The following is a 15,681-nucleotide window of genomic DNA, read 5'->3' as shown; positions in this document are numbered from 1 at the left end:
TGAGGCTGATCCACTCAGCGGCTGAGAACGCATTGACGAGTTTGCGATGTTGACGTCTACGCAGGGTCGCGACGAAATGCAAAGTTGGATGAAATCTCGACGCGAATGACATCAGTGAAGCTCTCATGGGGTTTTTCGTCAGTCGTGCCCGTGTCCGTCCAGCAAGTGGCCCGCCCGCGAAAAAACCGATTGCACATCACAATCGGTCAATCTACGCTGTGATTGATCGCGCAACCCCATCTGATCCATGCGGATGGACCTTCGAGGGAAAGGAAGTGAGCATGGCCAAGCTCGTGTTCGGAATGAACCAGTCGTTGGACGGTTATGTAGATCATATGGCGTTCGGGCCAAGCCCCACGCTCTTCCGTCACTTCGTCGAGTCGACGCGGGGGCAAGCGGGCAGCGTCTACGGTCGCCAAATGTATGAGGTCATGCGTTACTGGGATGACGATCATCCTGAATGGAACGCAGACGAACGCGACTTCGCAGCCGCTTGGCGGATCCAGCCGAAATGGGTCGTCTCGCGCTCGTTGAAATCGGTCGGTCCCAACGCCAGGCTGGTCGAGGACGATCTCGAGGGTACGATCCGCACGCTGAAAGCCGAACGCGACGGGGAGATCGAAGTGGCCGGCCCGGATCTGGCGCAAAGCCTCACCGATCTTGGGTTGATCGACGAGTATATCATCTATCTGCACCCCGTCGTGCTCGGTCAGGGCAAGTCATATTTCGCCGGACCCCGACCGCGGCTGCGCCTTATGGCCAATGACAAAATTGACGAGGATGTGATCCGGTTGGTCTACGTTCCTGCTTAGTCACGATCTGCGCTGCAAGGCCCGCGATTGGGCGCGCCTCGGACGAAGACGTAGTGGAAGGCACCAGTTCTTCTGACCGCCGCCGTCGCGATCGGCAGTCCGGGCCTGATCGCTGCATGCCGGTGCAGCCCTGTCCCTCCGCCGGTTCCTTGCCAACCTCACCGACAGTCCTTTCTCCTATGTCGCCGCGGTCGCTCTTGCGCTGCTCGTCGCCATAAAGATCGGCTTTCTCGGATGGATGCATCGCCGGGGCGGCGGGCTCCTCGGCGGCCGGCTCAACGCGTGCCATGAAGCGGTCGATGACAGTAAAACCGGTCGGAGATCTTGCCACGACCAGTTTATCGGGGTGATATCCGCCACGGCCTTGGCGCGCCATGCCGGCGCATGTGCAGTGTCGGGAAGAATATGATCATCGAACTAACGCCTGGTGATTTTGACGCGCTGCTGAAGGGCACCCCGCCCTTTAACCTGCGCCTTGTCCCCGACAGCGCGATTGCGCCTGCTGAGGTATTGGAGATGCTGCGCCGCCTTGCGGCCGACATCGGCGCCGTATTCTCGCCGTCGGCCTGGATGATCGTGGAGGAGGACGAGGTCGTCGGTCTCTGCTCCATCGTCAGAACGCCGCGACATGGAAACATCCGTATCGGCTATGGGATTGCGCCTTCCCGCCAGGGCCGCGGATGCACGACGCGGGCCATAGGACAGTTGCTCGGATGGGGACGGAGCGATCCTCGCGTGGCTCTGCTCTCTGCGGAGACAGGGGTCGGGAATATCGCGTCGCAACGTGTTCTCGAGCGCAACGGGTTCATCCGCACCGGCGAGCGCATCGATGCCGAAGAGGGTCCGTTGATTTGCTGGGAAGCGGTGACGGGTTAGTTTGCCTGGATGAGCGGGTATGGCCGGCCAAAGTTTCCTCGGCCGGCCCGTTCGATAGGGATCAGGGCCGTGACGACGGCGTCAGCGGCCGTAGGTGACCTCGATCGACGCCCTGTCGAGCGTATTTGCCCGGACATAAAAGCCAACCATCGCGCCCGGCGCCGTCTCGGGAAGCGGCAGCTTGTCCACCGACAGCGCGTAGACGGTGAACTGGTAGTGGTGCGGCGCATCGCCGGCCGGCGGACATGCGCCGCCATAGCCTGATGTACCGAAATCCGTACGGCCCTCGACGGCGCCTGCGGGAAGCTTCTTATCTCCGCTTGCGCCGGTGGCAATCTTCGAGGCGTCTGCCGGAATGTTGAATACCGACCAATGCCACCAGCCCGAACCTGTCGGAGCATCCGGGTCGTAAACCATGACGGCGAAGCTCTTGGTTCCATCAGGAGCACCCGACCAGGTGAGTTCCGGCGAGATGTTCTTGCCCGTGCAGCCGAAGCTGTTGAACACCTGCGCATCAGCCATGGTCTTGCCGGAAGTCAGATCTTTCGAAGTGAGCTTCATTTCGGCCTGGGCTGCCGTGGCGCCAAAGACGGACACGGCCAGAAGTGCTGCTGTTATAAGACGCATGTTCTTTTCCTGCGGTTGATGATGCGGGATAGCTACCGTCATCACGGCAGCGCATCTGTCCCGCTATGCTCAACTTCTGCCCCGATCCGCTCAAAGTGCTCGGAGCCGCTGCGCACGTGGCGCGGATTGACGCCGAACCGTTCTTTGAATCGCGCCGAAAATTGCGACGGCGAATCGTAACCGACTTCGAGCGCGACCTGCGCCATCGGCAGGGTTGTGGTTTGAATGAGGGCCAGGGCGCGATTCATCCGTGTATCGCTCAATATCTCGCTGAAACCTGTCTTTTCCGCGGCGAGCTTACGCCTGAGCGTCGCTTCGCTCATGTTGAAGGCGCGCGCCGCGTGCCCCAGCGTCCAATCGTAAGCCGTATCACCTTCAATCATCTGCCTCACCCTGTCCTCCAGTCGAGGACTTTGGGATTGGCCCAGTACCGCGCCGCAGAGAGCAAACCAGGTGATCAGTTCCATCAGGCGGACTCTCGCAATGGCGCCGGGAAGCCTCGTCAGATTGCCGGGCTGGCAGCAATAGTCAAACAATGCCGCCGCTTCCTCCGGCAGGTTCGAGGCGCTTGCCGGGAGCGGCCGCGAGGGCACGGCGATCGACCCCATGGCGGTATAGGCTTCCTCGAACAGCTGTCTTGGAACAGGAAGCGCCAGGGTCTGATACTTCTGCGGCGCCTTCGGAATGTTCTCCATAGTCAACGGCCGATAGTCAGGCAGCAGGGCATAAGCGCCCGCCTCAAGATGCAAAGCATTGTCATCCGCCATGACGATCTTGATTCCCGATTGCACCTGGATCAGCAGGGGACTCGTATTGACGAGACGAAAAAAGCGGGCCCGTCCACCCTGGCGGATCAGGGCCCTGGCCGGAATGCGAAAGACGTCGTTGAGCATACGGTCTCCGGCAGCATGAGCCATTTGAAGCGGAAGGGATTACGCGCACCTCGATACGGGACGCCGCTGACCGTTTCCGCTCTCTCAGGACCGGAATTAGCAAAAGCGCGTGACAGGGGCAATCTTAGGGGCGCGCAGCGACCAGTTCGACGCCAAATTTGCTTGGATCCGCCGTGGCGATAGATCGCCTACCGCTTGCCGGACCTCTTGATATGCTCGACCAGCGCCCGCAGCTTCAGCGGCTGCCGCTCGCGCCGGGGATAATAGAGATAGAAGCCGGGAAAGGGCGGGCAGAAATCTTCGAGCAGCCGCATGAGTTCGCCGCGATCGAAATAGGGCTGGAAGGTTTCCACCATGCCGAAAGTGATCCCGGCTCCGGCACAGGCCAGGCGGATCATCATTCCCATATCGTTCGTTGTAACGGCGGGGTCGACAGCGACATCGAAATCGCGATCATTCTCAGTGAATTCCCAGCGATAGGGCGCCGTATCGGGGCGCGGCCGCCATCCGATGCAGGCATGGTCCCGGAGTTCGCTTGGATGGCGGGGGCCGCCGTGGCGCTCGAGATAGGCGTAAGACGCGGCCGCACATTGCCGCTGCGGCTCTGAGACCGGGACTGCAATCATGTCCTGTTCGATCACTTCACCCAGACGGACAGCCGCGTCGAAACCGGTTTCGACGATATCGAATTCGTCATCTGTGACGGTGATATCCAGTTTGATTTCGGGACAGGCCTGCATGAAGCCGGCCAGCAAGGTGCCCGACAGAAAGCTCTCGGCGATCGAGGAAACAGTGATCCTCAGCACGCCGCTCGGACGCGCCTGCATGTCCCGCACCGTCTGTATTGCATCCCTGACCTGCCGGACCGATGGACGAACCGCCGCAAAGAACACTTCGCCGGCTTCGGTCAGGCTGACGCTGCGGGTCGTGCGCTGCACCAGCGCAATGCCAAGTCGATCCTCCAGGCGCAGCAGCGCCTGGCTGACAGCGGAACGGGTGACGCCAAGCCGCTCGCCCGCGAGCCGGAAGTTACGCGCTTCCGCCACGGCAAGAAAAACCGAAATGCCTTCGAGATCGTCGACCATTGGTTAGCGCTTCTAACCAAGGCATGTGAGATTGGCAACTTATTCGGCATAACCGACCGCATTATGTTCAGTCCCGTCAGCGAAGCCTCAACAAGCAAGTGAGAACACGAATGCAGGACCATCCCTATGCCGGCATGTGGGTGACGGATGACGGCCGCGTCCGCCACCAGCTTCTGCCCAACGGCCGTTATGACGAGGCCCGCGGCAACCGGGAAAGCGCCTATCAAGGCCGTTACGAGGTCACCGGAAGCCACATCGAATACTGGGACGATACCGGCTTCACGGCCGACGGCGATTTTGTTGACGACAATACCCTCCATCACGGCGGCATGGTGCTTCGCCGCAAATGACAGGTTCAGCAAGGCCGTATCCGGCCGGAAAGGATGACGATCATGTCTTCCGTCACACCCATCTGGTTCGTCACCGGGGCATCGTCCGGCCTCGGCAGGGCGCTCGCCGAAGCCATTCTGGCGCGTGGCTGGCGCGCTGTCGTGACCGCACGCAACCCTGAGACCCTGCGTGAACTCGCAGCACAGCACGAGGATCGTGCGCTCGCCCTTTTCCTCGACGTGACGGACAGCCGCTCCATCGCCAGCGCGGTCCGAGAGGCCGAAAGGCGTTTCGGTGCGATCGACGTCCTCGTCAACAATGCGGGCTACGGCTATCTCTCGGCGATCGAGGAGGGCGACGACGCGGAAATCCGCGCCCAGTTCGAGACCAATGTCTTTGGATTGATAGACGTCACCAAGCAGGTCCTGCCGGGCATGCGCTCACGCCGGCGGGGACACATCTTCAACGTCTCGTCGCTCGGCGGGCTCGTCGCCTTTGCCGCGACCGGCTACTACCACGCCACCAAATTCGCGGTCGAAGGACTGTCGGAATCGCTGTCCCATGAGGTCAAGCCGCTCGGCATCAAGGTGACGATCCTCGAACCCGGCGCCTTCCGCACCGACTGGGCCGGCCGGTCGATGATCGAATCCAAGAGGATCATCGACGACTATGCCGAAACATCAGGCAAGCGGCGCCAGGCCACTCGTTCGGTCTCCGGCAAACAGCCCGGCGATCCGGTTCGCGCCGCCGCTGCCATCATATCGGCGTTCGAGTTGGAGGAGCCGCCATTGCGTCTGCTGCTCGGCGCGCCCGCCCTGAAGATCGCACGGGAACGGCTCGATGCGCTGCGGGCAAATTTCGACGCCTGGGCGCAGATAACGCTCAGCGCCGATTTCCCCAACTGAGCCGCGCCCGAAAAAAACTCTCAACCGACAAATGGATCTTGAAATGTCCAATATCGAAGGAAAAGTCATTGCCATCACCGGCGCCAGCAGCGGCATCGGCGAAGCGGCGGCAAAGGTGCTGGCTGCGGCCGGCGCCCACATCGTGATCGGCGCCCGCCGCATTGAGCGCCTGGAGAGGCTCGCCGGCGAAATCGAAGCCCGGGGCGGGACAGTACGTCTGCGAAAGCTTGACGTCACCGACCGATCCGACGTCGAGGCCTTCGCAGGTTTCGCCAGATCCGAGTTCGGCCGGCTCGACGTGATCGTCAACAATGCGGGGGTCATGCCGCTCTCGCCGCTCAAGGCCCTGAAAGTCGACGAATGGGACCGGATGGTCGACGTCAACATCAAGGGCGTGCTCTACGGCATCGCGGCAGCTCTGCCGATCATGAAGGCGCAGGGATCGGGGCAGATCATCAATCTGTCGTCGATCGGCGGCCACGCCGTCTCGCCGACGGCGGCCGTCTATTGCGCGACGAAATTCGCCGTCCGCGCCATCTCGGACGGGCTGCGGCAGGAGACCGATCGTATCCGCGTCACCGTCATCTCTCCTGGCACGACGACATCGGAACTGGCCGACACGATCACCGACCCGACCGCGCGAGAGGCCATGATTGCGTTCAGGGCGGTGACGATCAGTCCCGAGGCTATCGCCAAGTCGATCCTCTATGCCATCAGTCAGGCCGACGATGTCGATGTCAGCGAAATCATCATCCGGCCGACGGCCAGCCCCCACTGAACAGTCGATCTTGCGCAGCCGAAAGGCGGTTTTCGGGCGGCATCATGTTCTAACTCGCTAATTTCGAACAGGGGTTTAGATTTTTAGGCCGACCGTGCCTAAAATCATCCTGTTCTATATGCCGCCGCCTAAAACCCCAGCGACTGCTGGGCGGGCGGCGGCGGGCCGAGCTGGACGCCTTCGAGTTCCAGCATGCGGGTCTTCGACGACGCGCCGCCGGGAGCGGAGAAGCCGCCGATCCTGCCGCCGGCCGCCAGCACCCGGTGGCAGGGAATGATCAGCGCGATGGGATTCTTCGCCATCGCCTGGCCGACGTCGCGGGCCGCTTCCGGCCCGGCGCCGAGCTCTTTTGCCAGCGCGCCGTAGGTGGTCGTGCGGCCCCAGCCGACGCGCCTTGCTGCCGCATAAATCTCCCTGAAAAAAGCGTCCTGGCCGGCAAGATCGAGTTCGACATCAGAGAAATCCGTCTCCTCCCCCTGGAAGTAGCGCCTCACAGCCGCCACGATCTCGAACACCTGAGGCGTCGGCGCACCGGGCAACCCACCAGGCAGACGGCGCAGCAAGAGCCGCTCGGTCGCCTCCGCAGTTTTCGTCGGCAGCTGGAAACGGACGATCCCGGCGTCGCTCCAGGCGATGCCGCAGAAACCGCCCGCGGTTTCGAAGATGAGATAGTGATGGATCGTCTGGGCCATGATCACAGCCTCCGCGTTTTCGAATGTCACCAAAATCGTATGGGACGACCGCTGTTTCAACCCGATTCTTGCGCGCAGAGTTCTTTTTTTGTTCTTACTATTTACCTTTCCGGCGTCTCTTTCCTTGCTCTGCGCCCAAGGCTTTTCTCCTTGCCGCGATCAGGCTTGCCGGAGGAAGCGGTGTTTGCGGCTCGCCAGGCTTGCGCTTGCCGGAGTTCCGCGCATAAAGCTTGAAAGAGCGTTCGGACGGTAAAAGCGGAGCGAAGACAGCATGGACGTTTCAGAGATCATCATTCCAGGCGATACGCCGGGAACGGAGTGGCGGCTGCCGGTGCTGCGCTTCAAGGGCAGCCATCCGAAGGCGCCGAAGATCTACATCCAGGCGGCCCTCCATGCCGGTGAGTTGCCGGGAACGGCGCTCCTGCACTTCCTCTGCGACCGGCTGAGGCAGGCGGAACGCCAAGGCGTGGTCGCCGGCGACATCACCATTGTGCCGCAGGCCAATCCGATCGGCGCGGCGCAATCGCATTTCGGCGACTTGCAGGGCCGCTTCGACCTCGGCTCCCGCACCAATTTCAACCGGGATTTCCCGCTGATCTCCATCGCCGACCGGATGGCGCTGATCGAGGATCTCGATGATTATCCGGCTACCGACAGACTGAAGCGACAGCTACTGCATATGGCGCTCGGCGCCGATCTCGTGCTCGACCTGCACTGCGACGACGAATCGCTGCAATACGCCTATATCGACGAAGCCTTCTGGCCGGAGGCGGCCGATCTTGCCGCTACGCTCGACATGCAGGCCGTGCTGCTTTCGGACGGCGAAAGCTCGGCCTTCGAGGAGGCCGTCGGTTTCGCATGGAAACATGAAATTGCTGGAGAACGACAATCCCGTCTGCCGGGCAAACTCTCAGTCACGGTCGAGCTGCGCGGCAAGCGCGACGTCGATCCGCTGCTGGCGAAGCGGGATGCGGACGGGCTCTGGCGTTTCCTCGCGGCACGCGGGATTGTCAGGGACGAAACGGTGGCACCGTCGACCTTTGCCGGTCCGGCCGTGCCGCTCGACAATGTCGAGATCATCCGCGCGCCCGAAGGTGGCGCCGTGCTCTTTCATCGCACGATCGGAGACCGGGTTGCGGAAGGCGAGCCTCTGGCGACGATCATCACCCGACCGGGTCAGGCTGATGGCAGCATCGACCTGCCGGCGCCGCAGGACGGGCTGGTCCTGACCCGAACCTCCGACCGGCTGGTACGGCGGCGCGGCGACCTGATGAAGATCGTCGGCGCCAGGCCCAGCAAGGCGGCGCGCAAGGCCGGCACGCTGGAGAATTGAGCAGGCGCTGCCGGGGGCAAGTGCCGCATGGCGTTTGCGCCGGCCCCCGCGCGTGCTATCCCGCTGGCGTCACAGGGAGATCGATCGGTTATGGCCGTCACCATTTATGGCATCAAGAATTGCGACACGATGAAGAAGGCCCGCAGCTGGCTGGAAGAACACGACGTCGCCTACGCGTTTCACGATTACAAGGCGCTCGGCATCGACCGCGTCCATCTCGAAGCCTGGATCGACCAGGCTGGCCTCGACACCGTGCTCAACCGCGCCGGCACGACATTCCGCAAATTGCCCGACGCCGAGCGCGAGAACCTCACCCGGGAGAAGGCGGTCGCGCTGATGCTCGACCAGCCGTCGATGATCAAGCGGCCGGTGCTGGAGGCTGGCGGCAAGCTGCTGATCGGCTTCAAACCGGAAATTTATGCCGCCATATTCGGCGGCTGACAGGTGCCCCATGTCCAAGACCACGCGCGCGACACAGGTTCTTTCCCAGGCAGGCATCGCCTTCACCATCCACACCTATGACTATGACCCCGGGGCTGAGCGCGTCGGGTTGCAGGCGGCCGAGGCTTTGGGCGAAGCACCGCACCGGGTGTTGAAAACGCTGATGGCGGAACTGGACGGCAAGCCGGTCTGCGTCGTCGTCCCGTCGGATCGTGAAGTCAGCATGAAGAAACTGGCCAGCGCCTTTGGCGGCAAGTCGGCCAACATGATGAAGCCCGCCGATGCCGAGCGGCTGACAGGCTATCATGTCGGCGGCATCAGCCCCTTCGGCCAGAAGAAGACGGTGCCGACGGCGATCGAGGAAGCTGCCCTTGCCGAGCCGCTCGTCTATATCAATGGCGGCCAGCGCGGCCTGCAGGTGCGGCTCGACCCGAAGGATGCGCTGACGGTTTTGAAGGCCGTCAAGGCGCCATTGATCGCCTGATCACAGGAAACGCGCGAGCAAGGCCGAGATGCTGTTTGCCTCGCTTTCGGTGAGTCTGCAGCCGATATTCGCGTCGATGGATTTGGCATAGACCGCCCACATGCGCTCGCGCAGCTGCAGCCCGGCATCGGTGATGACAACCCAACGGCCGCGTGCATCCTCGCCGAACGTCTCGCGGCAGACCAGGCCCTCCCTTTCCAACCGATCAACGAGGCGAGATAGATTATATTGTGCGAGCAGCGTCCGCTCTTCGATCTCGTAAGGACGCAGCCGCCTGTCCTCTGTCCTCGCCAGTTCCCAAAGCACGTCATACCAGGACAGCGGCGGCATTTTCGCCGCCTTGAAATCGCTTTCGATCGCAGCGAGCAGACGGTCGCGGGCGCGCATGATGTGGATCCATGCGCCGGTTACAGCGTTGCTCGGGGTCGGGTGTTTATCAGACATAGATGCAATTACATTTAGCTTGAATGCCGGCGCAAGAGCTATTATATGCATATGCATCTACTTTTGTCACCGATCGTTTTCAGCCGCGTTTGCGGCGACAGGAGACCACCATGAGCAAGCTTACCTTGATCAGTCATCACCTCTGCCCCTATGTGCAGCGCGCCGCGATCGCACTTTCCGAAAAAAACGTGCCTTTCGAGCGCATCAACATCGATCTTGCCAACAAGCCGGACTGGTTCCTGAAAATCTCGCCGCTCGGCAAGGTGCCGTTGCTGCACATCGAGCAAGCGGACAGCAGCGAGGTCGTATTGTTCGAAAGCAGCGTCATCTGCGAATATCTGGAGGAAACCCAGCCGGGCGCCGCCCTGCATCCCGCCGATCCGCTGACCCGCGCGCGCCACCGCGGATGGATGGAATTCGGCTCGTCCGTGCTTTCCGATCTGTGGGGTTATGAAACGGCAGAGGACAGGCTCCAGTTTGAAGTCAAGCGCACAGCCCTCATCGCCAAATTCACGACGATCGAAGGCGCGCTGGCGGACGGACCCTATTTTTGTGGCAGCAGCTTCAGCCTCGTCGATGCCGTCTTCGCGCCGGTGTTTCGATATTTCGATATTTTCGACACGCTCGGCGACAGCGCAATATTTGACGGGCTGGAGCGCGTAAAGCGCTGGCGAAAGGCGCTGGCGGAGCGTGCAAGCGTCAAAGGCGCCGTGGGCGAGGATTATCCGCAGCGGCTGACGGAGTTCCTCAAGACCCATAACTCCATCCTGCTCAGGCCATCGGTGGCTGCTTGAAGGGCCTCCCCCTCGATGCGGCCGCGCCTGGGTTCAGGCCGCACCATTCGGCAGCGGCATGCTTCATTTTCGCCGCAAACCGGTCTAAGTCTTCCAACCTCCACCGTCGATCACAGAAGGCAGGTTGAACCATGACTTTCATGCCCCAGAGCCAGAACACCGTTGATCCCGTCAAGCTGGAGAAGCTTGCGGAAGTTGCCGTCAAGGTCGGCCTTCGGCTGCAGAAGGGCCAGGACCTGGTGATCACCGCGCCCGTCGTCGCGCTGCCGCTCGTGCGCCTCATCACCAAGCACGCCTATCAGGCCGGCGCCGGGCTGGTCAGCGCCTTTTATTCCGACGAGGAAACGACGCTTTCGCGCTATCAGTACGGCAGCGACGAGAGTTTCGACCGTGCCTCCGACTGGCTCTATGAGGGCATGGCCAAGGCCTATGCCAATGGCGCGGCCCGTCTTGCGGTTGCCGGCGACAATCCGTTGCTGCTGTCCGAGCAGGATGCCGGCAAGGTCGGCCGGGCCAATCGCGCCAACTCCACCGCCTACAAGCCGGCGCTGGAGAAGATCGCCAATTTCGACATCAACTGGAACATCGTTTCCTATCCCAACCCGTCCTGGGCCAAGGTGGTCTTTCCCGACGATCCTGAACCGATCGCGATCGCCAAGCTGGCCAAAGCGATCTTTGCCGCCTCGCGCGTCGATCTGGACGATCCCATCGCCGCCTGGGCCGAACACAATGGCAATCTCGCCAAGCGTTCCGCCTGGCTGAACGGCGAACGCTTCGCCTCGCTGCATTTCAAGGGGCCCGGCACCGATCTGACGGTCGGGCTTGCCGACGGGCATGAATGGCATGGCGGCGCCTCCACCGCCAAGAACGGCATTACCTGCAATCCGAACATTCCGACCGAGGAGGTTTTCACCACGCCGCATGCGCTGCGTGTCGAAGGCCATGTTTCGAGCACCAAGCCGTTGTCGCACCAGGGCACACTGATCGACAATATCCAGGTGCGCTTCGAGGGCGGACGCATCGTCGAGGCCAAGGCATCACGCGGCGAAGAAGTGCTGAACAAGGTGCTCGATACGGACGAAGGCGCGCGCCGCCTCGGCGAAGTGGCGCTGGTGCCGCATTCATCGCCGATCTCGGCGAGCGGCATTCTGTTCTACAACACCCTGTTCGACGAAAACGCCTCGTGCCACATCGCACTCGGCCAATGCTATTCCAAGTGCTTCCTCGACGGCGCGACTTTGAGCCAGGAGCAGATCAAGGCGCAGGGCGGCAATTCCAGCCTCATCCATATCGACTGGATGATCGGCTCGGACAAGGTCGATATCGACGGCATTACGCCGGATGGTTCGCGGGTTGCGGTGATGCGTCAGGGCGAATGGGCCTGACCGGCATCATCGTCCGCTGACTGAGCCAGACGCTGGCGAGCACCATGGCGAAGCCCGCGATCTGCGCCGGCGTCAGGCTCTGGCCGAGCGCCAGCCAGCCGAGCAGGGTTGCGATGACGGGGCTGAGAAAGCCGAGCGATGCCGCCGCCGAGGGCTCGATGCGCGACAGGCCGCGAAACCAAAGCAGATAGGTGAAGGCTGCGCCGATGAGGCCGAGATAGGCGATGCCGAGAAGATTGGCCGGCGTCGGCACGGGAAGCGCCGGCTCCAGCAGGAAGGCCAGGGGCACGAGCAGGACGCCGCCGGCTGTCAATTGCCATGACGTGAAGGTCAGGCTGGAGACCGGCGGCTGCCAGTGGCGGCTCAGCACCGTGCCGAAGGCCATCGACACCGCTCCGGCGAGACCGGCGGCAATGCCGATGGGATCGAGCGCCGCATTCGGCGTCAGCACCAGAAGCGCCACGCCTGACATGCCGATCAGGCCGGCGATGACAGCGAGGAAGCGGATCGGCTTGCCGAGGAACAGCCGCGACAAGGCGATGACGATCAGCGGCTGCACGGCGCCCACTGTGGCCGCTACGCCACCCGGCAGACGATAGGCCGAGACGAAGAGCATCGCCCAGAAGAACGAGAAGTTCAGCGCGCCGAGAATGAAGGCGCGGCCCCACCAGACACCCGTCGGCAGCTTGCGGACGATGAGCAGCAGAAGCAGGCCTGCCGGCAAGGCGCGCAGCATGGCAACAGTCAGCGGATAGCCATGCGGCAGGAAAGATGTGGTGACGAAATAGGTGCTGCCCCAGATGGCCGGAGCGACAGCGGTGATCAGCACATCGGCGAAATATCGCGAGTTTGTCTTCATATCAAGAATCTCTATATCAAGATAAATACACGATAGCGCAATTTATCTTGACGTCAAGATATCTCCTGCTATCGATGTGACATGGGTGAAGAACAACAAGATCATGTCGACAGAATCCTGGCGCAATGGCGGCGCGAGCGACCGGACCTCGATGTCGAACCGATGGGTATCCTCGGGCGGCTGAAGCGCCTCGGCACCCACCTCGGCCGCGAAGTCGAAACCGTGCTCATGACACACGGGCTTTCCACCTCGGCCTTCGACGTACTGGCTACGCTGCGCCGCTCCGGCGCGCCTTATCGGCTCTCGCCGGGCGAGCTTCTGGAGATGACGATGGTCAGCTCCGGCACAATGACGAACCGCATCGACCAGTTGGAGAAATCGGGCTTCGTCGAGCGCATCCACAATCCGGAGGACAGGCGCAGCGTCCTGATCGCCCTGACCGAAAAGGGCCTTGCGACCGTCGAAGAGGCGGTCGGCGCCCATGTCGCCAACCAGCAGCGGCTGACACGAAATCTGACAGCCGAGGATAAGGCCGAGTTCAACCGGCTGCTCAAGAAGTTGCTGTCGGATTTCGAATAGTCAGATTGCGGCGAGCGCCTTGCGAACACGTTCCAGATGCGCCTGGCGCCTGGCCTCCGTCGCGCGATCCATGTCGTGCAAGCTCAGCATGCGGAAGACGAGCTTCTTCGAACAGAAATTGGCGATGCCCCGCTTCAGCAGGCGGCGAACTGGATTGCCCATATAGAGTTGCACAAGCCACCAGGGCGAGCCCGTCGTCGTCAGCGCAAAAAGCAGGCTGATATTGGTGAGCTCCGGCACGATGCGGCCGCCGGCGGCATCATGGATGAAGGCCACGCCCGGTGCGAGGATGCGATCGAAGAACCCTTTCAGAATGGCCGGGAAATTGAACCACCACTGCGGAAAGACAAGGACGAGCCCATCGGCCGACCGCAGCCGGGCAACGATATCGGCGACGGCCGAGGTGTCGTAGGGCACATCGAAATAAGCGCGGCGCTCCGCCTCGGTCAGGCGCGGGTCGAAATCCTCGGCATAGAGATCGAGCAGATCGACGACATGGCCGGAGGCTTCCAAGGCCTCTCGTGCCGTGCGCGCCACCGAAGCGGCAAAACTTTCCTGAAGCGGATGGGCAAGAACCAGCAGGATCCGCATCGTCAGAACAGGCTTCCCTGTTTCGTCGGCTCCGCCGGCTTTCCACTGCGCTTCTTGGCGCCAGCGGGCGGGGCGCCGCCATCCGTCGTCATTGCGCCGACGCGGCCGTCGGCGAATTCGATGGCGATGCCCATGCCGGCGGAGAGAGCCGAGGCCTGCGACACCGGCCTGTTATCCTCATCGCGAATCACGGCGTAGCCGCGCTTCAGCACGTTCTTGTAGGAGAGCGACTGCAGCACGCGATCCTGCGCGGAAAGCTCGGCGCGGGCGCGCGTCAACTGGTGGCGGATCGCCGTATCGGCATGACGGGTGAGATTGCCGAGGCGTTCGCGGCCGCGGTCGGTCTGCGTCTTCAGCCGGGCAGGCAGCGAGGCGAGGATGGCCTCGGCGCGGTCGATGCGGGACTTCGAGCGGTCGAGCAGCCGTTCGACGGTGCGTTCGGCCCGCGCCATGCGCTCGCTCAGAAGCTGGCGGCGCTCGGCGATGCGGTTGGAAAGCACATCGGGCCGCAGATGTGAGGCGACACGCTCGAAGCCGCGGCGCTTGTTGATGGTGTTGAGCGCCAGCCCGCGGCCGAGGCCGGCGGCGGCCTCGTCGAAGCGACGCCGCGGCAGAGCGAGAAGCTGATCGAGCGATGGCAAAGCGCGCATCAGGGCGCGGACGGACTGGCGGCGCTGATCCATCTGCCGGTTCATGCCGCCCTGCAGGCGGGCGGCAAGAGCCGCAAGCTGCGCCTCCAGCTCCGCCTTGACGGGCACCGCCATTTCCGCCGCACCCGTCGGCGTCGGGGCGCGGACATCCGCGGCATGGTCGATCAGCGTCCAATCGGTCTCGTGGCCGACCGCCGAGATCAGCGGTATTCGGCTTTCGGCTGCCGCACGCACGACGATCTCGTCGTTGAAACTCCAGAGATCTTCCAGGCTGCCGCCGCCGCGTGCGACGATCAGCATGTCGGGACGGGCAATCGCACCTCCCGGCGCCAGCGCATTGAAGCCGCGGATGGCGTTCGCCACCTCTTCGCCGGCCCCCTCTCCCTGCACCCTGACCGGCCAGACGAGGACATGCACGGGAAAACGATCGGAGATGCGGTGCAAAATATCGCGGATCACCGCGCCGGTCGGCGAGGTGACGACGCCGATCACCCTGGGCATGAAGGGCAGCCGCTTCTTGCGGGCGGCATCGAACAGGCCTTCGGCGCCGAGCTTACGCTTGCGCTCCTCGATCAGCGCCATCAGCGCGCCGGCGCCGGCCGGCTCCAGCGTCTCAATGACGATCTGATATTTCGAGGAGCCCGGAAAGGTCGTGACCTTGCCGGTGGCGATCACTTCCATGCCCTCTTCCGGACGGAACTTCAATCGCGAGAAAGTGCCCTTCCAGATGACGGCGTCGATGCGGGCGCGATCGTCCTTCAGCGCGAAATAGGCATGACCCGAGGAGTGCGGCCCACGATAGCCTGAAATTTCGCCGCGCACGCGCACCTGGTCGAAGGCCGTCTCGACGGTACGCTTGATCGAGCCGGAAAGCTCCGAAACCGAATACTCGGCAAGGTTGGTCGGCGAATCGCTGTCGAAGAGGTTGCTCATCCCTTCTTTCTATGTCCATCGGCAGCAAACGGGAAGCTCGGCATCGGCCGGAGCCTGTTTCCCGGCTATTGAAATCGCCGGCGTGCCGCCTGCGCGGCGATGCCACGGCGGTCGGCGGCCTGGGTGACGACAGCGACATTCGTAATCCGGTTCGCTACGGAACGCATAGTTATAATGCGCGTTTCATACG

Annotated in this window: 18 protein-coding genes and 1 pseudogene; 11 read left to right on the top strand and 8 right to left on the bottom strand. The window is 62.5% G+C overall.

Annotation, left to right across the window (positions count from 1 at the left end):
• The first annotated feature begins 281 nt into the window (after window positions 1-281).
• Together J2J99_RS01655 and J2J99_RS01650 are read left to right on the top strand one after the other, a co-directional pair.
• A complete protein-coding gene (locus J2J99_RS01655; protein WP_168295411.1) occupies window positions 282-812 on the top strand; it encodes a dihydrofolate reductase family protein in 531 nt (176 codons plus the stop codon).
• A gap of 384 nt (window positions 813-1,196) precedes the next feature.
• Window positions 1,197-1,688 (top strand): GNAT family N-acetyltransferase, encoded by a 492-nt coding sequence (locus J2J99_RS01650; protein WP_205918687.1) that lies wholly within the window; start codon window positions 1,197-1,199, stop codon window positions 1,686-1,688.
• Window positions 1,689-1,769: 81 nt separating this feature from the next.
• On the opposite strand, the gene J2J99_RS01645 is transcribed toward J2J99_RS01650, so the two are convergent.
• From J2J99_RS01645 to J2J99_RS01635, 3 genes are all read right to left on the bottom strand, one after another.
• Window positions 1,770-2,315, bottom strand: coding sequence for a YbhB/YbcL family Raf kinase inhibitor-like protein (locus J2J99_RS01645; RefSeq protein ID WP_168295415.1), 546 nt, complete (start codon window positions 2,313-2,315; stop codon window positions 1,770-1,772).
• Window positions 2,316-2,356: 41 nt separating this feature from the next.
• Entirely contained in the window at window positions 2,357-3,208 is an 852-nt protein-coding gene (locus tag J2J99_RS01640; protein ID WP_168295417.1) for an AraC family transcriptional regulator, read from the bottom strand.
• A gap of 188 nt (window positions 3,209-3,396) precedes the next feature.
• The gene (locus J2J99_RS01635) at window positions 3,397-4,293 is read right to left on the bottom strand and encodes a LysR family transcriptional regulator (protein ID WP_168295419.1); all 897 of its coding nucleotides are present in this window, start codon (window positions 4,291-4,293) and stop codon (window positions 3,397-3,399) included.
• An 88-nt stretch (window positions 4,294-4,381) separates the two neighbouring features.
• Between J2J99_RS01635 and J2J99_RS01630 the strand changes: the two are divergent.
• The 3 genes and pseudogenes from J2J99_RS01630 to J2J99_RS01620 all read left to right on the top strand — a co-directional run.
• A pseudogene (locus J2J99_RS01630) lies at window positions 4,382-4,643 on the top strand (Atu4866 domain-containing protein); the annotation flags it as partial.
• 33 nt (window positions 4,644-4,676) lie between these two features.
• Complete coding sequence (locus J2J99_RS01625; protein ID WP_205918680.1) at window positions 4,677-5,528, top strand: oxidoreductase; 852 nt, start codon at window positions 4,677-4,679, stop codon at window positions 5,526-5,528.
• Between the two features lie 43 nt (window positions 5,529-5,571).
• Window positions 5,572-6,306 (top strand): SDR family oxidoreductase, encoded by a 735-nt coding sequence (locus tag J2J99_RS01620; RefSeq protein WP_168295425.1) that lies wholly within the window; start codon window positions 5,572-5,574, stop codon window positions 6,304-6,306.
• Window positions 6,307-6,434: 128 nt separating this feature from the next.
• On the opposite strand, the gene J2J99_RS01615 is transcribed toward J2J99_RS01620, so the two are convergent.
• Window positions 6,435-6,998, bottom strand: a complete 564-nt coding sequence (locus J2J99_RS01615) for a methylated-DNA--[protein]-cysteine S-methyltransferase (RefSeq protein WP_168295427.1) — start codon at window positions 6,996-6,998, stop codon at window positions 6,435-6,437.
• Window positions 6,999-7,269: 271 nt separating this feature from the next.
• Here J2J99_RS01615 and J2J99_RS01610 point away from each other — a divergent pair, with 271 nt between their 5' ends.
• The 3 genes from J2J99_RS01610 (at window position 7,270) to ybaK (ending at window position 9,256) form a co-directional block, all read left to right on the top strand.
• The gene (locus tag J2J99_RS01610; RefSeq protein ID WP_168295429.1) at window positions 7,270-8,331 is read left to right on the top strand and encodes a succinylglutamate desuccinylase/aspartoacylase family protein; all 1,062 of its coding nucleotides are present in this window, start codon (window positions 7,270-7,272) and stop codon (window positions 8,329-8,331) included.
• A gap of 90 nt (window positions 8,332-8,421) precedes the next feature.
• Window positions 8,422-8,772: an ArsC family reductase gene (locus J2J99_RS01605; RefSeq protein ID WP_168295431.1), complete on the top strand. Its 351-nt coding sequence runs from the start codon at window positions 8,422-8,424 to the stop codon at window positions 8,770-8,772.
• Between the two features lie 10 nt (window positions 8,773-8,782).
• Window positions 8,783-9,256, top strand: a complete 474-nt coding sequence (gene ybaK, locus J2J99_RS01600; RefSeq protein ID WP_168295433.1) for a Cys-tRNA(Pro) deacylase — start codon at window positions 8,783-8,785, stop codon at window positions 9,254-9,256.
• On the opposite strand, the gene J2J99_RS01595 is transcribed toward ybaK, so the two are convergent.
• Window positions 9,257-9,700, bottom strand: coding sequence for a MarR family winged helix-turn-helix transcriptional regulator (locus J2J99_RS01595; RefSeq protein WP_168295435.1), 444 nt, complete (start codon window positions 9,698-9,700; stop codon window positions 9,257-9,259). It abuts the gene before it with no gap.
• Between the two features lie 110 nt (window positions 9,701-9,810).
• Here J2J99_RS01595 and J2J99_RS01590 point away from each other — a divergent pair, with 110 nt between their 5' ends.
• On the top strand, window positions 9,811-10,494 hold the full coding sequence (locus tag J2J99_RS01590; RefSeq protein ID WP_168295437.1) for a glutathione S-transferase family protein: 684 nt from the start codon (window positions 9,811-9,813) through the stop codon (window positions 10,492-10,494).
• A 131-nt stretch (window positions 10,495-10,625) separates the two neighbouring features.
• The gene (locus tag J2J99_RS01585) at window positions 10,626-11,879 is read left to right on the top strand and encodes an aminopeptidase (protein ID WP_168295439.1); all 1,254 of its coding nucleotides are present in this window, start codon (window positions 10,626-10,628) and stop codon (window positions 11,877-11,879) included.
• Here J2J99_RS01585 and J2J99_RS01580 read toward each other — a convergent pair.
• Window positions 11,827-12,738: an EamA family transporter gene (locus J2J99_RS01580; RefSeq protein WP_168295441.1), complete on the bottom strand. Its 912-nt coding sequence runs from the start codon at window positions 12,736-12,738 to the stop codon at window positions 11,827-11,829. The genes J2J99_RS01585 and J2J99_RS01580 overlap by 53 nt on opposite strands.
• 81 nt (window positions 12,739-12,819) lie before the next feature.
• On the opposite strand from J2J99_RS01580, the gene J2J99_RS01575 reads away from it, so the two are divergent.
• A complete protein-coding gene (locus tag J2J99_RS01575) occupies window positions 12,820-13,317 on the top strand; it encodes a MarR family winged helix-turn-helix transcriptional regulator (RefSeq protein WP_168295443.1) in 498 nt (165 codons plus the stop codon).
• Here the strand turns inward: J2J99_RS01575 and J2J99_RS01570 are convergent, their stop codons facing one another.
• Entirely contained in the window at window positions 13,318-13,908 is a 591-nt protein-coding gene (locus J2J99_RS01570; RefSeq protein ID WP_168295444.1) for an NAD(P)H-dependent oxidoreductase, read from the bottom strand.
• 2 nt (window positions 13,909-13,910) lie between these two features.
• The gene (xseA, locus tag J2J99_RS01565) at window positions 13,911-15,491 is read right to left on the bottom strand and encodes an exodeoxyribonuclease VII large subunit (RefSeq protein ID WP_168295446.1); all 1,581 of its coding nucleotides are present in this window, start codon (window positions 15,489-15,491) and stop codon (window positions 13,911-13,913) included.
• Between the last annotated feature and the right edge of the window lie 190 nt (window positions 15,492-15,681).

Origin of the sequence: Rhizobium binae, assembly GCF_017357225.1 — a bacterium.
GTDB lineage: Bacteria > Pseudomonadota > Alphaproteobacteria > Rhizobiales > Rhizobiaceae > Rhizobium > Rhizobium binae.
The sequence above is the reverse complement of the archived record's forward strand: the minus strand, read 5'-3'. Positions and strand labels throughout refer to the sequence as shown.

Excerpts from the sequence above, each read along its gene's own strand:
- J2J99_RS01605 (WP_168295431.1), top strand. The coding sequence starts at position 8,422 with ATGGCCGTCACCATTTATGGCATCAAGAATTGCGACACGATGAAGAAG.
- J2J99_RS01580 (WP_168295441.1), bottom strand. The coding sequence starts at position 12,738 with ATGAAGACAAACTCGCGATATTTCGCCGATGTGCTGATCACCGCTGTC.
- ybaK (WP_168295433.1), top strand. The coding sequence starts at position 8,783 with ATGTCCAAGACCACGCGCGCGACACAGGTTCTTTCCCAGGCAGGCATC.
- J2J99_RS01640 (WP_168295417.1), bottom strand. The coding sequence starts at position 3,208 with ATGCTCAACGACGTCTTTCGCATTCCGGCCAGGGCCCTGATCCGCCAG.
- J2J99_RS01620 (WP_168295425.1), top strand. The coding sequence starts at position 5,572 with ATGTCCAATATCGAAGGAAAAGTCATTGCCATCACCGGCGCCAGCAGC.
- J2J99_RS01645 (WP_168295415.1), bottom strand. The coding sequence starts at position 2,315 with ATGCGTCTTATAACAGCAGCACTTCTGGCCGTGTCCGTCTTTGGCGCC.
- J2J99_RS01635 (WP_168295419.1), bottom strand. The coding sequence starts at position 4,293 with ATGGTCGACGATCTCGAAGGCATTTCGGTTTTTCTTGCCGTGGCGGAA.
- J2J99_RS01590 (WP_168295437.1), top strand. The coding sequence starts at position 9,811 with ATGAGCAAGCTTACCTTGATCAGTCATCACCTCTGCCCCTATGTGCAG.
- J2J99_RS01655 (WP_168295411.1), top strand. The coding sequence starts at position 282 with ATGGCCAAGCTCGTGTTCGGAATGAACCAGTCGTTGGACGGTTATGTA.
- xseA (WP_168295446.1), bottom strand. The coding sequence starts at position 15,491 with ATGAGCAACCTCTTCGACAGCGATTCGCCGACCAACCTTGCCGAGTAT.
- J2J99_RS01650 (WP_205918687.1), top strand. The coding sequence starts at position 1,197 with ATGTGCAGTGTCGGGAAGAATATGATCATCGAACTAACGCCTGGTGAT.
- J2J99_RS01570 (WP_168295444.1), bottom strand. The coding sequence starts at position 13,908 with ATGCGGATCCTGCTGGTTCTTGCCCATCCGCTTCAGGAAAGTTTTGCC.
- J2J99_RS01575 (WP_168295443.1), top strand. The coding sequence starts at position 12,820 with ATGGGTGAAGAACAACAAGATCATGTCGACAGAATCCTGGCGCAATGG.
- J2J99_RS01595 (WP_168295435.1), bottom strand. The coding sequence starts at position 9,700 with ATGTCTGATAAACACCCGACCCCGAGCAACGCTGTAACCGGCGCATGG.
- J2J99_RS01585 (WP_168295439.1), top strand. The coding sequence starts at position 10,626 with ATGACTTTCATGCCCCAGAGCCAGAACACCGTTGATCCCGTCAAGCTG.
- J2J99_RS01610 (WP_168295429.1), top strand. The coding sequence starts at position 7,270 with ATGGACGTTTCAGAGATCATCATTCCAGGCGATACGCCGGGAACGGAG.
- J2J99_RS01615 (WP_168295427.1), bottom strand. The coding sequence starts at position 6,998 with ATGGCCCAGACGATCCATCACTATCTCATCTTCGAAACCGCGGGCGGT.
- J2J99_RS01625 (WP_205918680.1), top strand. The coding sequence starts at position 4,677 with ATGACGATCATGTCTTCCGTCACACCCATCTGGTTCGTCACCGGGGCA.